26 protein-coding genes are annotated in these 25,260 nt (G+C 54.1%); 14 read left to right on the forward strand and 12 right to left on the reverse strand.

Features of this window, described 5'->3' with window-relative positions:
* Window positions 1-18 precede the first annotated feature (18 nt).
* From hslV to BTJ40_RS21460, 3 genes are all read right to left on the reverse strand, one after another.
* A complete protein-coding gene (gene hslV, locus BTJ40_RS21450) occupies window positions 19-558 on the reverse strand; it encodes an ATP-dependent protease subunit HslV (protein ID WP_108734993.1) in 540 nt (179 codons plus the stop codon).
* A gap of 165 nt (window positions 559-723) precedes the next feature.
* A complete protein-coding gene (locus BTJ40_RS21455; protein WP_108734994.1) occupies window positions 724-1,302 on the reverse strand; it encodes an SPOR domain-containing protein in 579 nt (192 codons plus the stop codon).
* A gap of 82 nt (window positions 1,303-1,384) precedes the next feature.
* Window positions 1,385-3,598 (reverse strand): primosomal protein N', encoded by a 2,214-nt coding sequence (locus BTJ40_RS21460; protein ID WP_108734995.1) that lies wholly within the window; start codon window positions 3,596-3,598, stop codon window positions 1,385-1,387.
* 597 nt (window positions 3,599-4,195) lie between these two features.
* On the opposite strand from BTJ40_RS21460, the gene rpmE reads away from it, so the two are divergent.
* From rpmE to rsd, 9 genes are all read left to right on the forward strand, one after another.
* A complete protein-coding gene (gene rpmE / locus BTJ40_RS21465; RefSeq protein WP_108734996.1) occupies window positions 4,196-4,408 on the forward strand; it encodes a 50S ribosomal protein L31 in 213 nt (70 codons plus the stop codon).
* Window positions 4,409-4,790: 382 nt separating this feature from the next.
* On the forward strand, window positions 4,791-6,044 hold the full coding sequence (locus tag BTJ40_RS21470; protein WP_108734997.1) for a malic enzyme-like NAD(P)-binding protein: 1,254 nt from the start codon (window positions 4,791-4,793) through the stop codon (window positions 6,042-6,044).
* A 130-nt stretch (window positions 6,045-6,174) separates the two neighbouring features.
* The gene (locus BTJ40_RS21475; protein ID WP_157954190.1) at window positions 6,175-6,600 is read left to right on the forward strand and encodes a hypothetical protein; all 426 of its coding nucleotides are present in this window, start codon (window positions 6,175-6,177) and stop codon (window positions 6,598-6,600) included.
* A 40-nt stretch (window positions 6,601-6,640) separates the two neighbouring features.
* On the forward strand, window positions 6,641-8,269 hold the full coding sequence (gene gshA, locus BTJ40_RS21480; RefSeq protein WP_202862840.1) for a glutamate--cysteine ligase: 1,629 nt from the start codon (window positions 6,641-6,643) through the stop codon (window positions 8,267-8,269).
* Window positions 8,270-8,310: 41 nt separating this feature from the next.
* Window positions 8,311-8,913 (forward strand): ACP phosphodiesterase, encoded by a 603-nt coding sequence (locus BTJ40_RS21485; protein ID WP_108734999.1) that lies wholly within the window; start codon window positions 8,311-8,313, stop codon window positions 8,911-8,913.
* The gene (locus BTJ40_RS21490) at window positions 8,910-9,401 is read left to right on the forward strand and encodes a disulfide bond formation protein B (RefSeq protein WP_108735000.1); all 492 of its coding nucleotides are present in this window, start codon (window positions 8,910-8,912) and stop codon (window positions 9,399-9,401) included. Before BTJ40_RS21485 ends, BTJ40_RS21490 begins: the two co-directional genes overlap by 4 nt.
* Before the next feature lie 36 nt (window positions 9,402-9,437).
* Complete coding sequence (locus BTJ40_RS21495) at window positions 9,438-9,827, forward strand: CidA/LrgA family protein (protein WP_157954191.1); 390 nt, start codon at window positions 9,438-9,440, stop codon at window positions 9,825-9,827.
* Entirely contained in the window at window positions 9,820-10,506 is a 687-nt protein-coding gene (locus tag BTJ40_RS21500; protein ID WP_108735002.1) for an LrgB family protein, read from the forward strand. The genes BTJ40_RS21495 and BTJ40_RS21500 overlap by 8 nt, the downstream gene beginning before the upstream one ends.
* Before the next feature lie 169 nt (window positions 10,507-10,675).
* Entirely contained in the window at window positions 10,676-11,143 is a 468-nt protein-coding gene (rsd, locus tag BTJ40_RS21505; RefSeq protein WP_108735003.1) for a sigma D regulator, read from the forward strand.
* 134 nt (window positions 11,144-11,277) lie between these two features.
* Here the strand turns inward: rsd and BTJ40_RS21510 are convergent, their stop codons facing one another.
* Window positions 11,278-12,066 (reverse strand): FKBP-type peptidyl-prolyl cis-trans isomerase, encoded by a 789-nt coding sequence (locus tag BTJ40_RS21510; protein WP_108735004.1) that lies wholly within the window; start codon window positions 12,064-12,066, stop codon window positions 11,278-11,280.
* Between the two features lie 457 nt (window positions 12,067-12,523).
* Between BTJ40_RS21510 and BTJ40_RS21515 the strand changes: the two genes are divergently transcribed.
* Window positions 12,524-13,504 (forward strand): histidine kinase, encoded by a 981-nt coding sequence (locus tag BTJ40_RS21515; RefSeq protein ID WP_108735005.1) that lies wholly within the window; start codon window positions 12,524-12,526, stop codon window positions 13,502-13,504.
* 142 nt (window positions 13,505-13,646) lie between these two features.
* On the opposite strand, the gene BTJ40_RS21520 is transcribed toward BTJ40_RS21515, so the two are convergent.
* Entirely contained in the window at window positions 13,647-14,141 is a 495-nt protein-coding gene (locus BTJ40_RS21520; protein ID WP_108735006.1) for a TIGR02444 family protein, read from the reverse strand.
* 108 nt (window positions 14,142-14,249) lie between these two features.
* Here BTJ40_RS21520 and BTJ40_RS21525 point away from each other — a divergent pair, with 108 nt between their 5' ends.
* Window positions 14,250-16,169 (forward strand): ATP-binding cassette domain-containing protein, encoded by a 1,920-nt coding sequence (locus BTJ40_RS21525; RefSeq protein ID WP_108735007.1) that lies wholly within the window; start codon window positions 14,250-14,252, stop codon window positions 16,167-16,169.
* An 87-nt stretch (window positions 16,170-16,256) separates the two neighbouring features.
* On the opposite strand, the gene BTJ40_RS21530 is transcribed toward BTJ40_RS21525, so the two are convergent.
* Window positions 16,257-17,195, reverse strand: a complete 939-nt coding sequence (locus BTJ40_RS21530) for a thrombospondin type 3 repeat-containing protein (RefSeq protein ID WP_108735388.1) — start codon at window positions 17,193-17,195, stop codon at window positions 16,257-16,259.
* 780 nt (window positions 17,196-17,975) lie between these two features.
* Here BTJ40_RS21530 and BTJ40_RS21535 point away from each other — a divergent pair.
* Window positions 17,976-18,410 (forward strand): hypothetical protein, encoded by a 435-nt coding sequence (locus BTJ40_RS21535; RefSeq protein WP_108735008.1) that lies wholly within the window; start codon window positions 17,976-17,978, stop codon window positions 18,408-18,410.
* Window positions 18,411-18,482: 72 nt separating this feature from the next.
* Here the strand turns inward: BTJ40_RS21535 and trmB are convergent, their stop codons facing one another.
* The 6 genes from trmB to ftsY form a co-directional block, all read right to left on the reverse strand.
* Window positions 18,483-19,271, reverse strand: a complete 789-nt coding sequence (trmB, locus tag BTJ40_RS21540; protein WP_108735009.1) for a tRNA (guanosine(46)-N7)-methyltransferase TrmB — start codon at window positions 19,269-19,271, stop codon at window positions 18,483-18,485.
* 84 nt (window positions 19,272-19,355) lie between these two features.
* Window positions 19,356-19,733 carry a DUF423 domain-containing protein gene (locus tag BTJ40_RS21545; RefSeq protein ID WP_108735010.1) on the reverse strand — a complete coding sequence of 126 codons (378 nt, stop codon included), beginning with the start codon at window positions 19,731-19,733 and terminating at the stop codon, window positions 19,356-19,358.
* Window positions 19,734-19,841: 108 nt separating this feature from the next.
* Complete coding sequence (gene rpoH, locus BTJ40_RS21550; RefSeq protein ID WP_108735011.1) at window positions 19,842-20,696, reverse strand: RNA polymerase sigma factor RpoH; 855 nt, start codon at window positions 20,694-20,696, stop codon at window positions 19,842-19,844.
* Between the two features lie 222 nt (window positions 20,697-20,918).
* Window positions 20,919-21,935: a permease-like cell division protein FtsX gene (gene ftsX / locus BTJ40_RS21555; RefSeq protein WP_108735012.1), complete on the reverse strand. Its 1,017-nt coding sequence runs from the start codon at window positions 21,933-21,935 to the stop codon at window positions 20,919-20,921.
* A complete protein-coding gene (gene ftsE / locus BTJ40_RS21560; protein WP_108735013.1) occupies window positions 21,916-22,602 on the reverse strand; it encodes a cell division ATP-binding protein FtsE in 687 nt (228 codons plus the stop codon). The genes ftsX and ftsE overlap by 20 nt, the downstream gene beginning before the upstream one ends.
* Before the next feature lie 36 nt (window positions 22,603-22,638).
* Window positions 22,639-23,589, reverse strand: a complete 951-nt coding sequence (gene ftsY / locus BTJ40_RS22870) for a signal recognition particle-docking protein FtsY (RefSeq protein WP_238152234.1) — start codon at window positions 23,587-23,589, stop codon at window positions 22,639-22,641.
* Window positions 23,590-24,055: 466 nt separating this feature from the next.
* Here ftsY and rsmD point away from each other — a divergent pair, with 466 nt between their 5' ends.
* A complete protein-coding gene (gene rsmD, locus BTJ40_RS21570) occupies window positions 24,056-24,646 on the forward strand; it encodes a 16S rRNA (guanine(966)-N(2))-methyltransferase RsmD (RefSeq protein ID WP_108735015.1) in 591 nt (196 codons plus the stop codon).
* Between the two features lie 83 nt (window positions 24,647-24,729).
* Window positions 24,730-25,206 (forward strand): pantetheine-phosphate adenylyltransferase, encoded by a 477-nt coding sequence (gene coaD / locus BTJ40_RS21575; protein ID WP_108735016.1) that lies wholly within the window; start codon window positions 24,730-24,732, stop codon window positions 25,204-25,206.
* Window positions 25,207-25,260 lie beyond the last annotated feature (54 nt).

Consider the following 25,260-nt stretch of genomic DNA (forward strand, 5'->3'; position numbering starts at 1 on the left):
CTAGGGTGTACCCGGTAATCAATAAGCCAGTTCTTCAATGGTGTGGTTCTGGTTGGTGTACACACAGATATCACCGGCGATCTTCAGTCCCTGCTCCACAATAGAGCGGGCATCCATATCGGTATTGTCCAGCAGCGCGCGGGCTGCCGACTGGGCGAAGGGGCCACCGGAACCGATAGCAATCAGGTCGTCTTCCGGCTGAATCACGTCGCCATTACCGGTCACAATCAAACTGGCAGTGGAATCGGCAACCGCCAGCAGGGCCTCCAAGCGGCGCAGGGCGCGGTCGGTACGCCAATCTTTGGCCAACTCCACAGCGGCGCGGGTCAGCTGGCCACCGTGGGCCTCAAGCTTGGCTTCAAAACGTTCGAACAGGGTGAAAGCGTCTGCAGTACCACCGGCAAAACCGGCAATAACCTTATCTTTGTACAGGCGACGCACCTTGCGCGCATTGCCTTTCATAACGGTGTTGCCCATGGACACCTGGCCGTCGCCGCCAATCACAACTTTGCCGTTGCGGCGACAGGATAAAATAGTAGTTCCGCGATACTGTTCCAATGGAGACCTCTCGGATTGCGCGTGTACTCTGGCAGCGGGCATCGAAGTGCCCGCGCCGGGGAATTGTCTTCAGACTAGGTAAGTGAGGACGGTGCGCGCCGATTTCAATAAGAGAGGTCACAATTACTGAGTGGGGCAACACACCTTAATAAACGGAATTGATGGTCACTGGGTCGCCGGGCGTTTTAGCACCAGCGGCATCAGGCGATGCTCAGCCAATGTTTGGCGCGCTTTGGCCATCCGGGAGCGGTTGCTGTAAGGGCCCACCAATACCCGGTGCCAGGTACCCCGGTTATCGGTGGCCGATTCCACTTTGACATCCAGGTTGGCCAGGGTCAGCTCAACGCGCAGGCGCTCCGCTTCAGAGGCATCGCGAAACGATGCCGCCTGCAGGATATATACCTGTGCCGGGGTGCTGCGATCGGGTTCCGATGAGCTACTGCTCTGGGAATTGTTGGTGGAGTCACTGCGGCGCGCCGGCTGTGCCACTTTGGGCGGGGGTACCGTGACTTCGTTTTCTTTTAATTTTGTATAAAAGTCAAAACGCGGTTGAGGCGATGTTTCCTCTCGCTGCTGCACCGCCTTTGGCTTAATACTGCTTATTGCCCGGCTGTCCTTGTCCATGCCCTGGAGAAACAGTACGGCCACCGCAAAGCCACCGACAAAATTCCCCAGGACAAACCAAACCCATGCGGGTTTGCCTGCGGCTTTTTTACTGCGGCGATTACTGGTGCGACGGCTCATCGAAAATTTCTTCCCTGCAAGGTTTTAACGGTTTGTGAATTGTACCGCCAATTTAGTGCCAGGCGCGTAACCCAGCGCATATTCACGATAATTCCTGCGCATCCATATCCACAGCCCAGCGCAGGCGGCGATTTTTATTGCCCTCCGCCCAGGCACACACTCGCGCCAGCAGCGGCTGTAGGTGGGCTCGGTTTTGTGCGGTGACCTGAATATAAAACCGGAAGCGCCCGGATTTACGTTCCAGTAGTGCCGGCACCGGCCCCAGATATTGGATCTGTGGCGATGGGGGTGCCAGGGACTGCATAAAGAGTCGCGCATTTTGTAAAAACTCTTCGGCCCAACCGGGCTCTTCACACTCCGCTCTCACCAGCGCCATAGCACTCGCAGGGGGCAACTGTGCAACCGTGCGATCCCTCAGCAACTGGCGCGCAAAAGCGCCATAACCTTTTTCCAGCAGCAATTGTAAAAGCGGGTGCTCGGGAAAGCGGCTCTGAACCAATACCCGCCCACTGAGACTGCCGCGCCCCGCACGACCCGCCACCTGTTCCAATAACTGGCCGGTACGCTCTGGCGCGCGAAAGTCTGCACTGAACAAGCCGCCATCGGCATCCTGGATTACTACCAAAGTGACCTTGGGCAAATGGTGCCCCTTGGCCAGCATCTGGGTTCCCAACAACAGGCAGGGCTCCCCCTCCCGCGCCGGTGCTAACAATTTATCCAGCGCCTGTTTGCTCGCCGTGGTATCCCGGTCCACACGTATCACCGGGTAGTCGGCAAAGCGACGGGCCAACAGTTCCTCGCTGCGTTCCGTGCCAGCACCCAGGGCCGAGATCGAACGGCTGTGACATTGTGGACAGCTATCAACTAGCGGGCGGCGGTAATCGCAGTGATGGCAGCGCAACTGGCGTTGCCGCCGGTGCATAGTCAGCTTGCTCGAGCAGTGCGGGCAATCCGCCAGCCAGCCGCAATCATCACAAGTCAGCGCGGGGGCAAAGCCGCGCCGGTTGATAAACACCAGGGCCTGCTCACCTCGCGCAAGTGTATCGCCGATATGGCGCAGCACCTGGGGAGAAAATCCCTCTTCCAAAGGCTCCCGCAGTGTCGGTACTACGTGAATTTGCGGCGGCTTGGCATCACCGGCGCGATAGCGCATACGCAGGTGTTGATAGCGCCCATTCAGAGCGTTGTGCAAGGTTTCCAGAGAGGGCGTGGCCGAACCCAAAACCACCGGTACATTATTGTTCCGGCCCAAAACCACAGCCAAGTCCCGGGCCGAATAGCGCACACCGTCCTGCTGTTTAAAAGAGGCATCGTGCTCTTCATCGACAATCACAACGCCGAGCCTGGGCAGGGGAGTCATAATGGCTGAGCGGGTGCCGATCACAATATCTGCCTGCCCGCCCGCGGCCGCCAACCAGGATTGAGCGCGCTCACCGTCGGCCAAGCCAGAGTGCAGCGCTGCAATACTGTGCTTGGGAAATCGTGCGGCAATACGCCTCAGCGTTTGCGGCGTAAGTCCAATCTCCGGCACCAGTAACAATGCCTGGCGACCGCTATCCAGAACCCGCTGCATCAGGCGCAAATAAACTTCGGTCTTGCCACTGCCGGTGGTGCCCTCCAGTAGTGAGGCAGAAAAGCCGCTGCAATCGATACTGTCGAGCACCTGTTGCTGTTCGCTGTTCAGCTCCGGAGCCGGTGTACTCTCTGCTGCGGGTAGCGGCGCAGGTACGGTAGGGCCTGGAATCCACTCCACCAGGCCGCGATCCTGTAGGGCGCGGATCACGGGGGTATTGTGGCCGAGGGTCTTAAGGTGGGTTCGGCTCTGCTTGCCATCACTCAACAGCAACTGGAATAGAGCCTGCTGCTTGGGGGCGCGCGCCAGTGCAGTTTCCGGTAAGCCCTTTCCCTCTGTCGTGAGCTGAAGCCACTGCTCCGCCCAATGATCAGACGGCTTGCCTTTGCGCAGTGCCACGGGCAGGGCAGCGGCGTAGACCTCGCCGAGGGGCGCCTGGTAATAGTCGGCAATCCAGGACAGCAGCTTGCGGCTGCCATCACCAAACAGAACCTCCGAATCCACCAGTTCCAGCGCTGGCTTCAAACTGCTGTGCGGCGACTCCTGCACTATATCCAACAGTACTGCCACTAACTTGCGCCCGGCAAAGGGCACCCAGAGGCGCTGGCCGGGCCGCAGTGACTCCGGCGACAGTCCCTCTGGCGGCAAATAGTCAAACAAGCGCCTCAGGGGCACGGGCACTGCCAGCCTTAAAATGACTCTTTGTTGGACTGACTCCTGCACCTGGCCCCCACTCACTCAAACAAAAGGCGCTAGTGTAATGGCAGATGTGGCAAGTTGCAGGGCTTCGTCGGGGATAATGACTGTTAAGGAGCCTCTGAATAACTCCGTGATACCTCTGGCATGCAGAGCGGTCCACAATCAAGGCGCGGCTTCGCAGGAATGTCTAGACCTTTCAAGAAGTCGCAACGCGGAGTGTGAATCGCTCTGCAAGCCCCGAAGGGCGGGCCTTGAAGGCCACAGCTGCTGCGTTGCAGCTCTTGCCAAGGGCTACGGCCATTCGCGGCGAGCTGCGCCTAACATCTGCAGCCTTCAAGACCCGCAGAGGCATTACGGAGTTATTCAGAGGCTCCTTAAGGCCGAATTGGCGACTTAGGCGTCACAGAGGAATTAGTGAGGTCAATTGTTATCAAAGCTGTTGTGCAATGCTAACAAGTGGCCATCCTCAGTTATTTCACCACCCAATTGTGCTTGAACCGCGACATTAATCTGATAGTATGCGCCGACTTTTTAAACAGCCTGGAACCATACTGGTTCCTGCACCAATGACGATGCCGTGCTCGGCAAAAGATCGAGTGGCGGTTTCGAAAAGAGGCAATCATGAAAGCAGATATCCATCCTAACTACACCGACATCTCCGCTACCTGTTCCTGCGGCAATGTTGTAAAAACCCGCTCCACTCTGGGCAAAGACCTGCAAATCGACGTTTGCTCCCAGTGCCACCCTTTCTACACTGGCAAGCAGAAGCAGGCTACCACTGGTGGTCGTGTTGACCGTTTCAAGAAGCGTTTCGGCAGCCGTATCGGCAAATAATCCGGGCTCTTCGCTCGAGTGGGCCCGCCGCTTGTGGCAGGGTCCATTCCAAAAAGGCATCTCGCGCTGCGATGGTGCCTTTTTTGTATCTACTCATTCCCCACCATATCCAGCAGCCGCAAGCGTCTGTGTGCAAAATCAAAATCGACTTGAATCGCTTAACCTAACCGCTATTAGCGACAATTTTATCCTTATAAATCAAAATATTGCGGCTATTTATCCCGAAAATCATCAATAGGCACGATAAAAATAGAAGTCCGTAACATATACTGCAGAATTTCACGCTTGTAGCGCCAAGCTTCCCTCGGTTATTCTCTGGCCCCCGCAGTAACCGGGATAACACTTAAGTGTTGCCCACAGTATTCGAGAGAAAAGCCCCCAAATGACGGATTCATTGCGCCAGGCAGCGCTCGATTACCACGCGCTCCCCAGTCCCGGCAAACTTTCAGTAGAACTGACGACCCCTGCCGAAACCCAGGAAGACCTGTCCCTGGCTTACAGTCCCGGCGTCGCCGAACCAGTGCGAGAAATCGCCAAGGACCCAGAAGCAGCCTATCGATACACCGGCAAAGGTAATCTGGTAGCAGTCATCTCCAATGGCAGTGCCATTCTCGGTCTCGGCAATCTGGGCCCGCTGGCCTCAAAACCCGTGATGGAAGGCAAGTCACTGCTGTTTAAACGCTTTGCCGATATCAACTCAGTAGATATCGAAGTTGATGCCAGCAGCCCGGAGCAGTTTATTCAGACCGTGGCCTCAATCGCCAACACCTTCGGCGGTATCAACCTCGAAGATATTAAGGCGCCAGAGTGCTTCCATATTGAAGAGACCCTAATCGAGCGCTGCCCGGTACCAGTTTTTCACGACGATCAGCACGGCACCGCCATTGTGACCGTTGCCGGTATGCTCAATGCTCTGGAAATTCAGGGTAAGAAAATTAGTGAAGTGCATATGGTCTGCCTGGGCGCAGGTGCCGCTGCGACCGCCTGCTGCAAACTGCTGCTGGCTGCCGGAGCGCGCAAAGAGCAGATCACTATGCTCGACAGCCGTGGGGTTATCCACTCGGGGCGAACGGATATCAACGCCTACAAAGGTGAGTGGGCGCGGGATACCGATATGCGCACCCTCGACGATGCCATCGCCGGTGCGGATGTATTCCTCGGGGTATCCGGCCCGGACCTGCTCTCCGCCGAGCAGCTACAGCGCATGGCCCCAAAACCGGTGGTCTTCGCCTGCTCTAACCCCAACCCGGAGATTAAACCCGAGCTGGCTCACAGTGTGCGCGACGACCTGATTATGGCCACAGGCCGTTCCGACTACCCAAACCAGGTTAACAACGTGCTCTGCTTCCCGTTTATTTTCCGGGGTGCCCTGGATGTTCGCGCTGCGCGCATTAATGAAGAGATGAAGCTGGCAGCGATCGAGGCGATCCGCAAAATTGCCCACCTGCCGGTACCGGATTCAGTGCGCGAAGGTTATGGCGGTATCGAGCTCAGCTTCGGGCCCAACTATATCCTGCCCAAGCCAACCGACCCGCGTTTACTGCCTGAGGTGGCTTCGGCCGTAGCTCGAGCAGCCGTAGACAGTGGCTGTGCGCGCCTGCCCTACCCGGACAACTATCCCCTGGAAACCCTGTAAAGATCACAGATTTCCTCACTTAACCCGTTAGAGCAGGCATTTACCGCTTTCGCTCTAACGGAGTTCTTGAGCCATAAAGCCCCCGTCGCTAAACTGCCTTTCTGTCACAGCATCAAAGTTGCCCAACATAATGAGTCATGTGTACGTGCTGACCAATCAGCACCAGCAGTTCCTGAGCAAAAGCGGCGAATGGACCGATGGCCGCGAACCGAACAAACTGTTTCGCAGCGAGCACAAAGATGTCGCTATCAACCAGATGTTCGAGGCCAATACTCGCAATGTGAGCCTACGCATTGAATTGTTGCTTTGCGAGCTCAGCATTAAGGGGCAGCCCCAGATTCCCGAGGAGGCTCTGGCTTCAACTGAAGATGACCAGGGTGACCCTGAAATCGCCCCCTCAACACCCGAGGAAATGCCGGAACAGGCCACCCCGGAGCTGGAACCCCAGCCTGCACCTGAGATCGCGCCAGAAGAAGCGCCTGAGGTTGCCCCGGAACCAGCGCCCGCTGAAACGCCCGCACAGCCCGACGAAAATAAATCTGAATCCGCCGCCTGAGCGCCAGACCATTCAGCACCGGCACAGAGAGTCGCCCGAAATGGCAGCGATAAAGAAGCGTTCCGGTAGTACCAAGGAGATTCGAGTGCCTATTTCCCACCTGGCCGCACTATCGCAAGCCAAACCAGCCCAACTGCTCAAAGGCATTCTTCGCGGCGTCGAGAAGGAAAGCCTGCGCGTCGCTCCCGATGGCACCCTTGCACAAACGCCGCATGCGACAGCATTGGGCTCCGCACTGACTCACGAGAGTATTACCACCGACTTCTCTGAGGCACTGCTGGAATTTATTACGCCCCCGGTGGCAACTCCAGAAGAAGCTCTACAGGTCCTGGACCGCATCCACCGCTATACCTACAACCAAATCGGGGATGAGCGTCTCTGGGTCAACAGCATGCCCTGTGCGATTGGGGCAGATAAAGACATCCCTGTAGCCCGCTATGGGAGCTCCCACAGCGGCACCATGAAAACTATTTACCGCCTGGGTCTCGGACTGCGCTACGGCCGCGCCATGCAGACCATTGCCGGTATCCATTACAACTTTTCGCTACCCGAGGAGTTCTGGCTGTGGCTGCATGAAATCGAAGGCAGCAGTGAGGATTTAAAGAGCTTTAAAACCCGTCGCTACTTCGACCTGATTCGTAACTTCCGCCGCAATTACTGGTTACTGATTTATCTGTTTGGCGCCGCGCCTGCGGTGTGCGCCTCGTTTGTCGAAGGACGCGAGCACAAACTGCAAGCCTTTAACGGCGACGGCCATACCTTACACGTACCTCATGCCACCTCCCTGCGGATGGGCGACCTGGGTTATAACAGCAACGTGCAACAATCACTGGTGGTTTGCTACAACGACCTGCGCAGCTATTTATCGACGCTCTGTTCAGCGATCAGCAGCTCTTACGGCCCCTATCAGGAAATGGGGGTTAAAAATGAAGGCGGCGACTATCAGCAATTGTCGACAGGCGTACTGCAGATCGAGAATGAGTTTTACTCACCGATTCGTCCCAAGAACCCCGCCAAACGGGGGGAAACAGCGCTGTCCGCCCTGGATAATCGCGGTGTCGAATATGTTGAGGTGCGCTGTCTCGACCTGAACCCCTTCGCCCCCCTGGGAATCGACGCCCAGCAGATGCGTTTTCTCGATAGCTTCCTGTTGCACTGCCTACTCACTGACAGCCCCAAAACCAGTGACGCTGATTACCGCAGTACCCAGGAAAACCAGCAGCGTATCGTATACCGGGGCCACGAGCCGGAACTGACACTGCTCGACAACGGTGGCGAGCGAAAGCTGAACGACTGGGCCACCCAGTTATTGGGCGAAGTCGACTCAGTGGCAGAATTGCTGGATAGCGCCTGGGGAGGCTCGCAGTACCGCAGCTCGGTGGGTGTGCAGAAGGCTAAGGTGAAAGGGGATATCCTCACACCGGCACAGCAGATTCTGGCAGAGATGCGCGAACAAAATATCACCTTTTCCCAGTGGGCTATGGATAAAGCCGAGCAGCATCGTCGCTACTTCCTGGAGCGTCCCCTGGATAGCGACTCTCTACAGGATTTTCTACACCAGGCGGAAACTTCACTGCTTAAGCAAAAAGAAGTTGAAGCGCAGGACAGCGGCACTTTTGAGACCTTTCTGAGTCGTTACTATGCCCAGTACAACTGCTGCCAGGACTAGCGGCTGATACAGTGCCGCAAAAAGAGGCCTGAGCGAGGCTTATGAACTATCTGGCACACCTGTTACTGTCCGGGTCCAATCCGCGCTGGCGGCTGGGCGGGCTTTTGGGAGACTTTGTCAAAGGCCCCCTGGGCGACAGTTGGCCGACGGATATTGAGCGTGGCATTCGCCTGCACCGTCGCATTGATGCCATCACTGATACGCACCCCGCCTATCGGGATGCTCTGGCACAATTGGACCCGCGCTGGCGCCGCTATGCCGGGATTGCGTTGGATATTTGGTTCGATCACCTGTTGGCACAAAACTGGCAGCAGTGGCATTCCGAAGCTCTGGACGATTTCTGCCGCACCTGTTGGAAAGACTTTCATTCCGACAGCCGGTATATTCCGCCCCGCGCAAAGGCATTTATTGAGCGCGCCGAGCAAATTAAACTGCTGCAAAGTTACCGCGAGGAACGGGTAATCGAGCTGACCCTGGAGCGGGTTGGGCAGAGGCTGCGCCGCCCGGTAGCGCTGCAGGAATTGCTGCCGGAACTTATTGCCGGGCGGAACAATCTGGAAAGCAATTTCAATAAACTATTAACCGACTTGAATCTCGAAGCGAACCGCTTTCGACAGCACTATTCAGGATCCGAATTACCATGACCCTACCCAACCCGCGCATCACTTTTCTTCTGGTATTTCTAATGGTGGCCTTTTTACTCGGCGCCGCCTTTTATCTCGAGTACGTGCAAGGCCTGGAGCCCTGCAAGCTGTGTATTACCCAGCGGGTAATGCTGTTGGGTGTCGGAGTGGTTTCGCTGATCGCATTCCTGCACAACCCGGCAACTATCGGCCGGAGGGTATACGGCCTGCTGGTATCCTTATGGGCAATGGGCGGCCTCTACTTTGCCGGTCGACAACTCTGGCTGCAAAGCCTGCCGGAAGACCAGGTGCCGGCCTGCGGTCCGAGCGTCAGTTATATGATTGAAGTGTTCCCTATGGCCGATGTACTCAAGGCACTGCTGAGCGGCGATGGCAATTGCGCCGAAGTACAGTGGACAATGATGGGCCTGAGTATCCCCGGTTGGGCCGCTATTGGTTTTGCCGGCCTGATCCTGTTCGGCGGCTGGCAAGCATTTCGCAAGGGCTAACAATCTCCGGCGGCTTTAGTGGCCGCCGCTCCCTCCATGTCAAAATCCACACTGCGCAAAATATCTCACTGGCTGGGCGGGGCTGCCATTCTGGTTGCCGGTAGCTGGCTGGGAAATCTCACCAGCTCAAGCCTGTCGCTGCCCATTCCAGGGTCTGTCGTGGGAATGCTGGTATTGCTGTTGATCCTCGTACTTTATGGCGGGGTTCCCACCGGTCTTTCCAGAGTCAGCTCACAACTGCTTTACCTGTTGCCCCTGCTGTTACTGCCGGCGGCTGTCGGAGTATTTTTTTTTCAGGGCCTGACCCTGTCAGACTGGCTCGCTCTGATCGCCGCTATTTTTATCGGCACACTGGTCAGTATTGCTATCTGCGCACTACTACTTAAAAAAATGCTGATTGGTTCCGGGGGTGGAGAGGATGAGTGAGCTCCTGGAGAGCCCGGTCTTTGTATTGCCCTTAAATGTCACGGCTTTTCTTATCGCAGTTACCCTTTACCGGCGCTACCAGACTGTACTGCTACACCCCATCATCAGCGCCAGTATTCTGGTCACAATAACACTGAGTGTTCTCCGGATTCCCTATGGGAGTTACCGGGACTCCAGCACAGTGCTGTACAGCTTGCTGGGACCCGCTGTCGTTGCCCTGGCCGTCCCCCTCAAACAAAACCTGGTAATTATCCGCAAAGCCGGCTGGCCACTGCTTGTGACTATTTTTGTCGGCGCAACCCTGGCTCCTATCATAGCGGTGCTAATCGCACTGGCGCTCGGCGCAGGCAAGTCGGTGTTACTGGCGCTGAGCGGCAAATCTATTACCACACCCATCGCACTGGCCCTGGCGGAGACAATCCACGCTTCTCTCAGCCTTACTGCGGCCATTGTGGTTTTAACCGGGGTTGTCGGAGCTATCGCTGGCCCATTTTTAATGAGTCGTCTCAATATTCACGATGAGCGCATTGTCGGTATCGTACTCGGCATCAATGCCCACGCGGTAGGAACGGCGCGGGCATTAGAAATCAGTGCCTTATGCGGCGCCTGTGCAGCGTTGGCGATGGGTACCTGCGGTGCGCTCACAGCACTGATTTTGCCGCTCATTATCAGTGGATAAAACACCTCTAATTTCCTCCACAAGAGATCGCCGCAAGCATCGTTGTATTATGGCGTAGATCACACTCTGCACCTTGCCGTCGGCGGGGGAATCTCCTATCTTCTTAGGGCCTTCTGGATCAGCAATAAAGCTGGCTATCACGGCAACAGTAACCAAAGGATTCCTGGAGATGCTGGAAAATTGTAAATCTGCGCGCGAGCGCTGGGGTGGCGTCAGTGAAATCATTGACCGCTGGCTACAGTCCCGACAAATCCTGCTGGTGAGTTACTACCATCTATCAGAAAAAAAAGAGTTTAACGAAGGTGACTCGGAGACCGAGAACGGTGTGCGTCATCTTTGCCAGTTACTCGTAGACTACGTCTCTGCAGGACACTTTGAGGTATACGAACAGCTGATACTGGAAGGCCAGGCTTTTGACGATAAGCAGGGGCTGCAACAGGCGCGGGAACTCTATCGGGATATTGATGTGACCACTGATGTCGCAGTCGATTTCAATGATAAGTACCAGGAAACCGACGATCTATCCAGCCTGAATCCGGATTTGTCACAGCTGGGGGAAGCATTGGAAACCCGCTTTAGTTCCGAAGATCGAATGATCGCACTTTTGCACACGGCCCATAAAAACCAGCTGGTCTAAAAAACTGAATTCATCACTATAAAGGCGATGGGAAGCCAGCGCCTTTAATCGAATATTTTTGCTGTTGATTTTTCACCCTGAAAAATAAAGGCGCCCATTGGGCGCCTTTATTGAATCCAAAAGAGTAAATTTAATTACTCACTTTTGGGCTCTTCTTTTTTCTCTTCTTTTTTCTCGGCGCCATCTTCCTTGCCAACATTAGCTTTATGCAGCTCCACTTCAAAAATCAACGTTGCGTTAGGACCGATCTTACCGCCTGCACCACCCGGGCCATATGCCAGCTCGGAAGGAATGTAAAGCTCCCACTTGGAACCTTCTTTCATCAGTTGCAACGCTTCGGTCCAACCCTTGATAACACCATTAACCGGGAACTGAACCGGCTCCCCACGGGCGTAGGAACTATCAAATTCTTCACCATTGATCAGGGTACCTTTGTAGTCCACCTCAACAGTGCTGTTTTCACTGGGCTTAGTGCCGGAACCTTCAGTAATCACTTTGTACTGCAGGCCAGAGTCTGTAGTAATAACGCCTTCTTTCTTGGCGTTCTCTTCGAGGAAAGTTTTACCTTCCTGCAGATTTTTGTCAGCGGTCTCTTTAAACTCTTTTTCCTGCTCGGCCAGCATCTCCTGCTGTTTCTTCTGCATTTGCTCCTGGAAGGCGGCAATAGTTTGCTGCTTTTCTTCATCAGACAAACGGGATTCACGACCGCTGGAAACATCGTTGAGAGCCATCAACACCACTTGAGGATCCAGCTTCACATCTTGAGCCTCAAGGCGCTTAGCCATATCTTCGGCAATGATGTAGCTGACCTTCTTCTCCTGGGTGTCCAGGGAAACTTCTTTTTCCTGCTTAGATCCCTGTTCGTTACAGCCGGTCAGCGCCAGGCCAAGGGCAATTGCTGCAGCCAAAGGGTATTTATTCATGGGTGTTGTCTCTTTGTCCGTATTGCGTTGAATGATTCGCGCTTGACCCTGGGTCAATGCCTGCGGCGGCTTCTCAAGTAATCCTGATTACGGCCTTAGCCTCCAGGCGCACCTTTTCCGCCAGTCCGCTCAAGTCTAACCCAAGGCGACTGCAAGTGCATACCGATGACGCGCACACTGTGCAGGACACCACATTCCCCCACAAGGTTCCAGAGACAAGCGAGAAAAAAATATCAGTACAGCACTGTTTTCACTGCTTACGGCATACATTTTTTTTAAAAACAGCGCTATTATCGACCCGTCGCCGGTTATTGTTCCGGACTGTTTGATGTGCTTTTCAGTTTTGGAACAATTTACAGTGTTCAGATCCCCGATTTAAATATGTCGTTTTCATATAGATCTGATCCGTACACTGTCCGGATGTTCCAATTGATAATAAACGTCAGGACATTTACTCATGGCTGCCAAACAAAGAGCTGTCAATCCGGTCGCAGAACTGGAAGCACAAATTTCCAAGCTAACCATCAAGCTGGACAAAGCCCGCAACAAGAAAGTTACCGATACCGGCAAAAGTGTTTTAAAAGCCGGAAAAGCACTAACCTCTGCAAAAGATAAATTGGCCAAAGCTAAAGCCAAGCTTGTAGACGCTAGAACTGCAGCCAAGGCACGAAAGACAGCTGCAACCAAGAAACGTGTTGAAACGGCCAAAGCCAATGTAGAAAAACACAACGAAGCTCTCCAGCAAGCCAAGGCTATACACGCCGAAGCAAAGAGTGCCGAGACTCAGGCAAAGGCCGAGTTGAAGGCTGCCGAGACAGTACGCAAGGCTGGGATGAAAGCAGAAAAGCTCTTAAACAAAACCAAACCGAAACCCCGTAAAGCGGCCAGCACCAAGAAAGCGGCAACTGCTAAGACCACCGCAGCCAAGAGCCGCACTAAAGCGAGTGCCGCAAGTGCTGCAAAAACCACAAAAAAGACCGCAGTAAAAAAATCCACTGAAAAGAGAACCAGTGCCAAGAAGGCGCCGGCAAAAACCGCCACTGCCGCCAAAACTGTAAAGAAAGCACCTGCTAAGAAGGCTTCCTCAGCAGAGAAGAAAACCCCCGCAAAGAAAGCTCCTACGAAGAAGGCTGCTAGCGCTGAAAAGAAAACCCCGGCAAAAAAAGCTCCAGCTAAAACCGCTGCAGCCAAGAAGCCAGCGGCCAGCAAGCCCAACGCAGAAGCCAAGCCTGCAGTAGCAGCTGTAAAACCAAAAGCAGAAGCTCCGAAGATTGAGGCCACTAAGCCTGAGGCCACCCAAAAACCCAACGACGATTCAAAAGCAGTGGCCCAGGCCAAGCAGCAAAAGCCGGTGGAAACTCCGCCTGCTGCAGCGACGATTACTCCCAGTACTCCCGCAAACAGCCTGTTTTCTTCGGAGCAACCTAGCGGCGAATAGTCCCAGGCAGCGGGGCTCGGAACAACCGATCCCGCTGTAATACTGACAACTTGGTTTTCGCTAATTGAACCTTGTGCTTTTCACGACTGTATAACTGGCGACATCAGAAAAGTACAGCAAGTCCAGTACGTATGGCAGCGGCTTAGCCTGCTGCCCCCCTGTGAGCCAAGTAGTTTTCGATCAGGCCCACCCAACGGGCCTGATCTTTTTGCAACAAGCCATACTGCTGGGATGCAAGCTCCAGCGCAGAGCGATCCCCCGGCCAGTCCTCAGCATAAATTTTCCATAGGGCAGCCAACTGCATTTGTTCCAGTTTCAACTCATAGCGTTTACACAGTGCATAAGCCCTTTGAGTATGGGGACGCAAACGCCCCAGCCAACGACGCAGGTGTCTCACACTGCTAATCATTCGCCTGCGCGGTGCAATTCCTCGATCTGCAACTCTCCAACCCTCCTCACTGATCTCCTTGCCACAAACGGTTGTATAACTCGCCCACAACAGAAGACACACATCAGCGCCATTTCTGTCCTGGCAGTCGAGCAGGAATTGCTCGACATCCTGATAGGCATAAAAGTCCAAGCTGAACTGCCAGAGGGGGTTTTCCTTGGGGGAAGATGGAGGTGAAGTATTTGTCACGTTAGAATCCCGACCCTTTGCTGATCGGCATAGTACCCCAGTCTCTGTGGAGTCCGGGTCTGTTCAATAGCCTAGCATTCATCGGCCTGTTCATAAGAGGTTTTTCCAGTGATCAATTTACAAGGGGTTTCCCTGCACCGTGGTGAGCGCGACCTACTGGACAGCGCAGATTGCAGAATCTTCCCCGGCCACAAAGTGGGAATTATCGGTGCCAACGGCTGTGGCAAGTCAACTCTGTTCAAATTATTACTCGGTCAGCTGGAGACCGACGCCGGGCGGGTCGACCTGCCCAGTACCTGGCGTATCTCCCATATGGCCCAGGAGGTAGAAGCCAGCGAGCAGTCGGCCCTGGATTACGTTTTGGACGGCGATAGCGAGCTACGTCTTTTACAAAAGCAACTGGCGGAAGCCGAGGCCAGCAGTAATACCGACGGTCACAAGCTGGCGGAGCTGCACGAGCGCATGGCCAGCATCGACGGCTACAGTGGCCCAGCACGCGCCGCACAGCTCCTCGATGGACTGGGCTTCTCCCATGCAGAACAACAGCGCCCCGTGCGCAGCTTTTCCGGTGGCTGGCGTATTCGTCTCAACCTCGGCCGCGCTCTGATGTGCCCTGCAGATCTTATGTTATTGGATGAGCCCACCAACCACTTGGACCTGGATGCCACCCTTTGGCTGGAGCAGTGGCTGCAACGCTTTCCCGGCACCCTGCTGATTATTTCCCACGACCGGGATTTCTTGGATGCGGTAGTCGACGGCATTGTCAGCTTTGAACAGCAAAAACTGGTCTTGTACAGTGGCAACTACAGTGCCTTCGAGCGCGCCCGTGCCGAGCGCCTGGCCCAGCAACAAATACAGTTTGAAAAGCAGCAGGCTGAACGCGCGCATATGGAAGATTTTGTGCGACGCTTTCGCGCCAAGGCGAGCAAGGCCAAGCAGGCACAGAGCCGTCTGAAAGCCCTGGACCGAATGGCTCTGATAGCCCCGGCCCATGTGGACTCTCCCTTTCACTTTACTTTGCCGTCCTCAGATAAAACCTCTAATCCGTTAATCGACCTGCGCGAGGCAGATATCGGCTATACCGACAGGGTGGTGGTGAAGGATGTCCAGCTGGGCATTCAACCGGGGCGCCGTATCGGCTTGCTCGGGCCAAATGGTGCGGGCAAATCCTCCCTGATCAAAACCCTGGCCGGCACACTGGCGCCCCTCAGCGGGGAACGTCAATGTGGCGAGCATCTGGCCATCGGCTATTTTGCCCAGCACCAACTGGAGGCACTGGACAGTAACGGCTCACCCTTACTGCACCTGCAAAGATTGAGCCCGGATGCCTCGGAACAATCACTTCGGGATTTTCTCGGCGGCTACGGTTTTATCGGCGACCGGGTATTCGAAATAGTAGGCGGCTTCTCCGGGGGCGAAAAAGCCCGCTTGGCCCTGGCGCTGCTGGCCTGGCAAAAGCCCAACCTGTTACTTCTCGACGAGCCGACAAACCACTTGGATTTGGAAATGCGCCACGCCCTGACCCTGGCATTGGCAGAATTTCCCGGCGCCGTCATATTGGTTTCCCACGATCGCCACTTACTGGCCAATACCGCCGACGAATTTATCCTGGTAGCCGATGGCCGGGCCGAACCCTATAGTGGCGATCTGGACGACTACAAACAGTGGCTGCTCGGTTTTAACCGGGATAAGAAACGCAAGGAGGAAAAGTCTTCTACGGTTTCTGGCTCTGAAGAAAAAGCCCCAGAGGATAAGAAAACCCAAAGACGCGCCGCCGCCGCACTGCGCGAGCAACTGAAGCCCCTGACCAACAAGCTCAAGAATATAGAGCGACAGATGGCTGCGGCAGAAAAGGCATTGGCTGCGGTACAGGAAAAACTTGCCGATGAGGCACTTTACAGTGGCGGCCAGCAGGAAGAAATAGCACGACTTAACAGGCAGCAATCGGAGCAGCAGGAGTTAATGGAAGAACTGGAAATGGACTGGCTGGAGATTTCTGAAACGTTGGAGGATATTCGCAGCGAGTAACTTTATGGAGTACCACCCAACATAAAGCATTCAGGTGGGCGGTAGAGCTTTTCGGCCGCCCACTGAAAAACTCGGTTCGTTTACCCTTTAACGAATACAACCGTATTCATCCACCGCAATACCAATCGGTGTATTTGGACATTGATCTATATAACTGGGCACCCCATCAAAGTCCGTATCCAACGGGCAGCCATCTAGCTGCACATCAATTCCCACAGGGGTTTGCGGGCATTGATCAGTGGCATCGATAATGCCATCCGCATCTTCGTCATACCAAAAATCCGGATATTCAAGCCATTGATAGCCAACCGCCAAACTGGCGAAGCCATCAACACCTCCCTCTTCGACCCCTTGGAAAACCCGAAAATCTGCCCGAGCCTGCCAGCGTGGACCAAGGTGATATTTAATCCCTATTCCCGCATTCACCATAGTTTGCCGGTCGTGCCAATCGCAGTGGTAGGGCGGATAGGGGTAATAGTGGCCGTCTGGGCGATCTTCAGGAACATAGAACTTCTTACGGCAATCCCAAGGGTAGGGATAATATGGGTCGTAAGGATTATCAGGGTCGTAAGTATAATCTGGGTCATCCGGATGCCAGTGTTTTTTGCGGTAGCGCCGATCGTAATTTATACGTAATTCGCCCAGGCCGAATGCGACATAAGGTTGCCAACAAAAGTTACCGCAGAACTGCCCACCAAACTGATACAGCAAATCTAAGCGGTAGTTATATACATCTACCTTCTCAGGGGTATCTGCAACACTCACAACGAAATAATCAACCACTCCCTCCATCGCCCAGTGATTCGTCATATTGAAACCAAAGCCAGCACCGACACCTGAAGTGTTCCGCATTTCAAAACCGCGAAATGGTGTGCCTTGTAGACGGTCGCCATCAAACCAGTGCTTACCGCCATTGACATAGAGGTTCAAGGTTCCAACAAAGTCGGCTCGGGCTTCATAACCGATAAATATTGAGAAAGGCAAAAGACCAATAAACATTGAAAGCAGAGCGCGACGCTTTCTCATCAGAAACACCGAAATTCCTTTTCTAATCAGCCCCCCAATTTTTATTAACATCAACTTCAAGAAATTAAAATTCTATCGATTTTATTTTCGTGGCTTTTCCTGAATTTATCGTTGAATTTGTTTTTTAATTACACTTTCACAGCGGTATTAGAATCATAGACTGCTAAAAGGAAAGAATAGTAATAAAGACAGAAGAGATAACCCGTGCTGGCGCCCAATATTGATAGCTATGTAAGGAACTTAGTTCATCCGGAGAATATACAAACCACCTGCTATGTACCCAAAAGCATCCGCGAGTACGCGCATGAGTTTCAAAATAATTCCAGTAGCCAAAGCAGTTGACACCACAAGCGCAGTAATGACGGGTTAACCCGGATTGATCAACTAGTTGTCCAGGCACTACAAACTCAGTCAGATGACTATGGGGGAATTACGCGCGTAGCCAAAACCCTGGTAGAAAACCTGTATGCCTGGCTTACTGGCTTTGATCCCTCCAATCCCACCAAGCAACTGAACCCAAAGGGAATATCGCGCCGCAAGAACGCAATCTTAGCTCTGCTGGATGGCGCCTACTGCTGGTACCGCCAAGCCAGTAAGGCCTTCAACTCTGAGAGGTGAGCGATATCCTATATCGAGAATCAAATAGATGTACCCTTTTCACTCTTTAACTATCGCTTTAGCCACAGCGGGTTTAATCTTCACACCGTCACCACACTCCTCTATCGGGGTGACACCCGCTCTCCACAGGTGTTGCGTCAAGCCGGGGGGGTCTTCCCTTGGATGAATCAAAACGGCCGATTTGATCCCCACCTGGGCACTGGTGCTTCCAAGCAGGTTATTTCAACGACGACCAATTTACAGAAAGTGGTGGATTTTGCCTGGCACGACAAGGTCTATTGCCCCGTCAAGTTTCACTACATACACGATACAGATGATGGAGATTTAGCGGTTACTGGCTTCATCTATGAAATCGATAAAAGAAACCACCAGTGTGTGGAAGTTGCCTCAGTTCCCCAGAGGCGTGAAGCGGCATTTATGGCAATACCCAATCAATATATTCGCCGTTTCCGCATGCGTTACTACGCAGGTAAACAAAGCACAATCGAGTTGTCAGACTGGATGAATTACGACGACAACACCATCCGTAACCTGAATGTTTTTGAGGACAAACGCCGCTGTGAAGCTGCCAGGAAAAACTGGAATACAGTTTTTTAACTGGGGCCTTGGCTTATTGTTGTCCATTGGTGCTGCTATAGCACCAATGGACATCGTCGACGTCAGTATGAGTTATTCGCCCTTTGACTCTTCTGCGGGATGAGTATCATCGTCTGAAGTGCTAAGCGGCTGAGCCTCACCTGGCAACCGGCTGTATACCAGGTCCCAAACACCGTGTCCCAATCTCTGCCCCCGACGTTCAAACTTGGTCTCTGGGCGCCACTCTGGCCGGGCAACGTAATCACCATCACTGGAGGTATTTTCTAACAGGTTTTCCCCCTGCAATACTTCCAGCATATGCTCGGCGTAATTTTCCCAATCTGTCGCCATATGCACAAGACCGCCAGTTTTTAACTTGCTGCAAATCAGGCGAACAAATTCCGGCTGCACTATCCGGCGCTTGTGGTGCTTCTTCTTGTGCCAGGGGTCAGGGAAGTACAGCTGGAAACGATCCAGGCTTCCATCGGCAATACAATCATTTAGGACATCGACCGCATCGGCCATATAAACACGCAGGTTTCTGATACCTGCCTTGCCGACATTATTGATCAACCGGCCAACGCCCGGTGGGTGTACTTCAATACCAATAAAATCCTTATCTGGCTCGGCTTCAGCCATGGCCAGCAGGGAATCCCCCATACCGAAACCGATCTCTAACGCCAGTGGCGCCGCCTCGCGGCCAAAGACCTGTTGGCGATCCAGAGGCCCATCAAATAGGGAGAGCCCATACTGCCCCCAATAATTGTCAAAGGCATTGCGCTGCCCCTCTGTCATTCGCCCCGCGCGAATCACATAGCTGCGGATAGATTTCTTCTTAAATTCTGTGCGGTAGGGAAAATCTTCCGCAGATTCGTCTTGCATTGTTCGCGACCTCTTATGCGAAACGGTTTATATCTTGATGTTCTGTTCGGGCTCGGTATCAGAGTGTAAGCCCAGTAAAAGTGGCTACTTAGAGAAATTAAATGCGGCAAAAAACAGGACTACCCAACCGGCAATCATCATCAACCCGCCGAGAGGGGTGATTGGACCTAACCATCGGGGGCCTCCTAGTGCCAGGGCATAGAGACTGCCGGAGAAGAAGATAATGCCGAGAGTAAAAAGAGCACCGCTCAGGGTCAGCGATAAACGGTTTCCCCAATTTTGCATTAGTAGAACCACACCAAACAGCGCCAGGACATGGATCATCTGGTACTGGACTCCGGTTTTATAGGCCTCTAACAGGTTCTCTGCCACCTTACCGCGCAGGCCGTGAGCCCCAAACGCCCCCAGAGCCACGCCACTGGCGCCAAAGAGTGCACACAACAGCAGATAGAGTTTTGCCATTACCTTCCCTTTTTGTTTTACCCAGTAGTGACAGGTATGTCTGTAACAGGCGGGACAAAAAAAACCGCGCTACTGCGCGGTTTTCTACCCGTGTACCAGAACGCCGATTTAGGCTTCCATAGCAACACGCACTTTTTTCATGGCATTTTTTTCCAGCTGGCGAATTCGCTCAGCGGAAACACCGTACTTATCAGCCAACTCATGCAATGTGGATTTCTCCTCACTGAGCCAGCGGGCCTGAATAATATCGCGGCTGCGATCATCCAGTTGTGCCATGGCACTGGCCAGGCTGGTCAAGTTGGTTTCCTGCCAGTTATCCCGCTCAAGCTGAGCAGCCGGATCAAAACTGCGGTCTTCCAGGTAGTGAGCCGGTGCCTGCCAAGCAGTATCGTCATCGTCATCGACGCCCGCATCAAAAGCTGCATCATGTGCAGCCAGGCGGCCTTCCATTTCATGGACCTGGGTGACATCTACATTCAGGTCTTTGGCGACTGCTTTAGCTTCAGCATTGGTCAACCAGGCGAGTTTTTTCTTCTGACCGCGCAGATTGAAGAATAATTTGCGCTGCGCCTTGGTGGTGGCAATTTTGACAATACGCCAGTTGCGCAGAATAAATTCGTGGATTTCAGCTTTAATCCAATGTACCGCAAAGGATACCAGGCGCACTCCCTTTTCGGGGTTGAAGCGTTTGACGGCCTTCATCAAACCGACATTACCTTCCTGAATCAGGTCGGCTTCATTGAGCCCATAGCCGGAATAAGATTTGGCGATATGCACTACAAAGCGCAGGTGTGACATGACCAGCTGGCGTGCAGCATCGAGATTTTCGCGGTAATAGAGGTCTTCTGCCAGGTGCTTTTCCTGTTCAGCGGTCAGTACGTCAAAACCGCTGACGGTCTGGATATAAGCTCCCAGGTTGGCGCCCGGAGACAGCGTATGCACTGGCTGTAGGCTGGTTCCCATTCAGGTCTCTCCTGTCATTATTAGTCGGCCGATCCTACCGGCCGCTGCCGGCGGATACTGTATCCGGCGACAAGCTGGACTCAGTGTAGCACTTGCACGGGCAGATAAGAAAGCCCGCCAACAACTACCGTATTCTGTTGTATTTCGCGGGATTAGAGGGGCTTTTTACGCCTCAGGTTCCCTTTGTCAGAACACTTTACCCTTCTTGATCAGACTCACTGGTCAGCGGGGTTCTATCTTGCGAGTGTGTCGCGCTACCGCAAGCCAGGCCCCTAACAGGCCCAGCGAGGAGGCCCCCAGCGTTAATTGAAAGAAGTAACTGGCTCCCGGCCCTCTCAATTCAAAGCTGCTGCCATAACTTGATGACAGACTCTCAACTGGCCCAGACAACATAGCCACACCACCTGCCAGCAACAGCCACGCCAACAGCCCGCCAAATAGTCCATAGCAAATGCCACTGTAAAGGAACGGCCGCCGCACAAACGCGTTAGTGCCGCCGACGAGCTTTACTACCAGAATCTCCTCCCGGCGACTTTCGATATGCAGTCGTATGGTATTGATCACCACCAATACCACTCCCAGCGCCAATAACAGGGCTAGACCTGCGGAGAGACGCTGTCCCAGTTCGGTGATCTGGGCTAGGCGCTGGACCCAGGCGAGATCCAAGACCACTGAATCCGTCAGTGCCTGGGCTCTCAGGTTCTCCACCAAAGCCTGCAGCTTATCGCCGTCCTTCGCATCCCTTGGCCGCAGCAACAGCACTGCCGGCAGGGGATTGGCATCCAGACCAACCAATACATCCCCAAGCCCCGAGGCCTGTTCAAACTCTGCCAGGGCATCTTCCGGGGAGACATAAGTGACCTCCGCGATAGCGGGGTCACTGCGCAATTTGTCGGCCAGGGAATTAACTGCAGCCTGTCTCGCATCTTTGTGCAGAAAAACAGAAATTTGCGGCTGCCCATCCCAACCGGCCACCGCGCGCTGGAAATTCAACAGCCCCAATTGCAATGCCGCCGGCAGGGCCAGGGCAATAGCAATCACCAGCGCCGTCATTGCACTGGCCATGGGTGCGCTAAAAAATCGACTGACAGAGTCGGCGGCCATCTCACGGTGATGCCCCAACCAGCTATTCCATCGATCGCCCAGCCCTGTTTGTGCAACAACAGCGCCGGTGCTGCGCACACGCTTGTCGGCGGCAGGGTTGGCCTGCCGTTGCGCTTTAGCTTGGGTGTACTTCACGGCTCGGAACTCCGTCGTATATCAGTTGGCCAGCCTGTAGGGTCAATACCCGTCGGCGCATCCGTGCAATCAGTTCCAAGTCGTGGCTCGCCACAAGCACCGTAACTCCCACTGCGTTAAAGTCGGCGAATAACTGCATGATTTCCTGAGAGAGTGTTGGGTCCAGGTTGCCGGTGGGCTCATCGGCAACCAATATCGCGGGTTTGTTAACGACTGCGCGGGCAATCCCAACCCGTTGCTGTTCACCGCCGGATAGCACAATGGGGTTCTGATTTTCCTTGTGCAGTAAGCCGACCTTATCCAGCGCCGCGCGCACCCTGCGCCCCACCTCGCGCTTGTTGCAACCGGCCACCGATAAGGGCAGGGCAATGTTGTCAAAAACACTGCGATCGAACAGCAGCTGGTGATTCTGGAAGACGATCCCCAGATTGCGGCGATAGTAGGGAATCTGGCCATTGCGCAGGCGGTTGAGATTCTGTCCGGCGACAAGAATACTGCCTTTAGTGGGGCGTTCAATCGCCGTCAGCAGTCGCAATAAAGTACTTTTACCCGCACCGGAATGGCCGGTGAGGAAAACCATGTCGCCACGGGGGATTTCCAGGCTGACTCGCACCAGGGCATCCTGCCCCGATGCGTAACGCTTGTTCACATTATCGAAAGTGATCACGGTTTCTGTTGTTCTTGTTATTTCCGGGAAGAATTATCAGGCCTTGTCGCGGCCAAACAGGGCGGATACGAACTCACGAGCGTGGAATGGCTGTAGATCTTCCGCCTGCTCACCCACACCGATAAAACGCACCGGGATGCCGAAACGACGGGCCAGAGCAAAGATGACGCCGCCTTTGGCAGTACCATCCAATTTGGTCAGCACCAAGCCGGTAACACCGGCCGCCTCGCGGAACTGAGAGGCCTGGTTAATCGCATTTTGGCCAGTGCCAGCATCCAGTACCAACAGCACTTCGTGGGGGGCGCTGGGGTCCAGTTTGCCCATCACCCGGCGTACTTTGGACAGTTCTTCCATCAAGTTGGATTTCGTGTGCAGGCGCCCGGCGGTATCGGCAATCACCACATCAACACCGCGCGCCTGAGCAGACTGAACCGCATCAAAAATGACTGACGCACTATCGGCGCCAGTATGCTGCGCTACAACCGGTACATCGTGACGCTGCCCCCAAACCTGTAGCTGTTCAACTGCTGCGGCACGGAATGTATCACCGGCTGCCAACATCACCGACTTACCCTCACCGAGGAAGCGGTGGGCCAGCTTGCCGATTGTCGTGGTTTTACCCACACCGTTTACGCCCACTACCAGGATGACGTAAGGCTTTTTGCTGATATCAATTTCCAGGGGAGCATCAACACTATCGAGTAAGTCGGCCAGTTCCTGCTGCAGCGCTTTGTAAAGCGCATCACCGTCGGCCAGCTCCCTGCGGGATACCCGCTCGGTCAGGCGCTCAACGATCTCGCTAGTGGCTTCAACCCCCACATCTGCCATTAACAGCTGTGTCTCGAGTTCTTCCAGCAGATCGTCATCGATCTCCTTGGCACCGAGGAACAGGTTGCCCATCCCCTCAACAAACTGGTTGCTGGTGCGGCTGAGGCCACGGCGAATACGCGCAAAGAAGCCCTCTTTCTTTTTCGCTTCCGGCTTCAGTTGTTCTTTTGCGACAGGTTTTGGTGCGGGCTCAGGCTGAACGGGAGCGGGCTTATCAGCCTCTTCCTGCACAGGCTCTGCAGCGACAGCCACTTCGGGAGCTTCAGCAACAACCTCGGTTTCATCCACCGCATTGGTATGCTGTGCCCAATTGGCATTCTCCCCTGCAGGCTCAGAGGAGGCCTTTGTCTCCTCCAGAGCGGGAGACTCTCCTTGAGCGGACAGTTCTTGAGCCGCTAAGAGTTCCTGCTCAATCGTTGAGGGCTCTTGCTCTATGACTGAGGGCTCAGATGATTCCTCCTCAGACGCAGCTGTGACCTCCGCCTGAGATTGCTGGGGCTCACTTTGTTCGGGCTTGCGCTTCTTTTTTTTGCGCAGGAAGTCAAAAATCATTCGTATGTCCGGATGTACCGCTTGCAGAAAGACGCTAATCTTAGCATCGCTAAGCCCCCAGTAGAGAGTTACCTTGGCCAGAAGTTCATCGCGAAAGCAAAGCTCACAAACCCATTCACAGTTACGCATCATTGGCGGACAGTGGCGCGGGCGAAAATTACAATTTGCCCCAGTGGAGGGTTTAAGGCCTACCGGCGACCGACTGCGGGAGGTCCTATTTAACTGGCTACAGTTTTACCTGCCCGGCTCCCGGTGCCTGGACCTCTTTGCCGGTTCTGGTGCCTTGGGCCTGGAGGCCCTATCCCGAGGCGCTGGCTCGGTGGATTTTGTCGAGCTGAATACTCGCGCCGCCCGAACCCTGACAGAGCAACTGAAACTGTTAAATGCTCCGAAAGCCAAAGTGCACAATTGCAGCGCGGATGAATTCCTCAGAAGCAACGGGAACAGATATGATCTGGTATTTATCGACCCCCCTTTCGCCGATGACCTCTGGCAGGTAACCCTCAGTGCACTGTCCAAGCATCTCGCACCGGACGCATTAATCTATGTGGAAACGCCGCGAGAAACGTTGATTGCAGCAGTACCTGGCTGGGAGCAGGAAAAAGAGAAGCGCGCGGGGCAGGTGTGCATGCGGTTGTTCCGCCGCACCGAGCTCTCCAGTTAAACGGCAAACAGATTCGGTTTTGACCTTAGCCGTAAATTGTTTACCATTCGCATCCCATTCGGCCCGCATTTAAGCCCTGGCGTATGAAAAAAGTCGTCTATCCCGGAACCTTCGATCCCATCACCAATGGTCATTTGGACTTGGTGGAACGCGCATGCCGCCTGTTTGACCACGTTATCGTGGCTGTGGCTGCCAGCAATCGCAAGAACCCCTTGTTCACCCTGGAGGAACGGGTTGAGCTATCACAGAAGGTTCTCGGTCACTTACCTAATGTCGAAGTGATAGGCTTCGATATCCTGCTGGCCGACCTGGTACGCCAGGTGGATGCCTACGGCGTACTGCGCGGTCTGCGCGCGGTGTCCGACTTCGAATACGAGTTCCAGCTGGCCAACATGAACCGGCAGTTAGCGCCGAACATGGAAAGCCTGTTTCTGACACCCGCAGAACACTTGTCCTATATTTCCTCCTCTTTAGTGCGTGAAATTGCCTCACTTGGCGGCGACGTCACTAAGTTTGTTCCATCTGCGGTACAAAGCGCACTGGAAGAGAAATTTCGCTAAGCCGGGATCTGGCTATTTCTGATACACTCGAGCGGATTTATCCACAATCCGCGG

It is taken from the genome of Microbulbifer sp. A4B17 (assembly GCF_003076275.1).
GTDB lineage: Bacteria > Pseudomonadota > Gammaproteobacteria > Pseudomonadales > Cellvibrionaceae > Microbulbifer.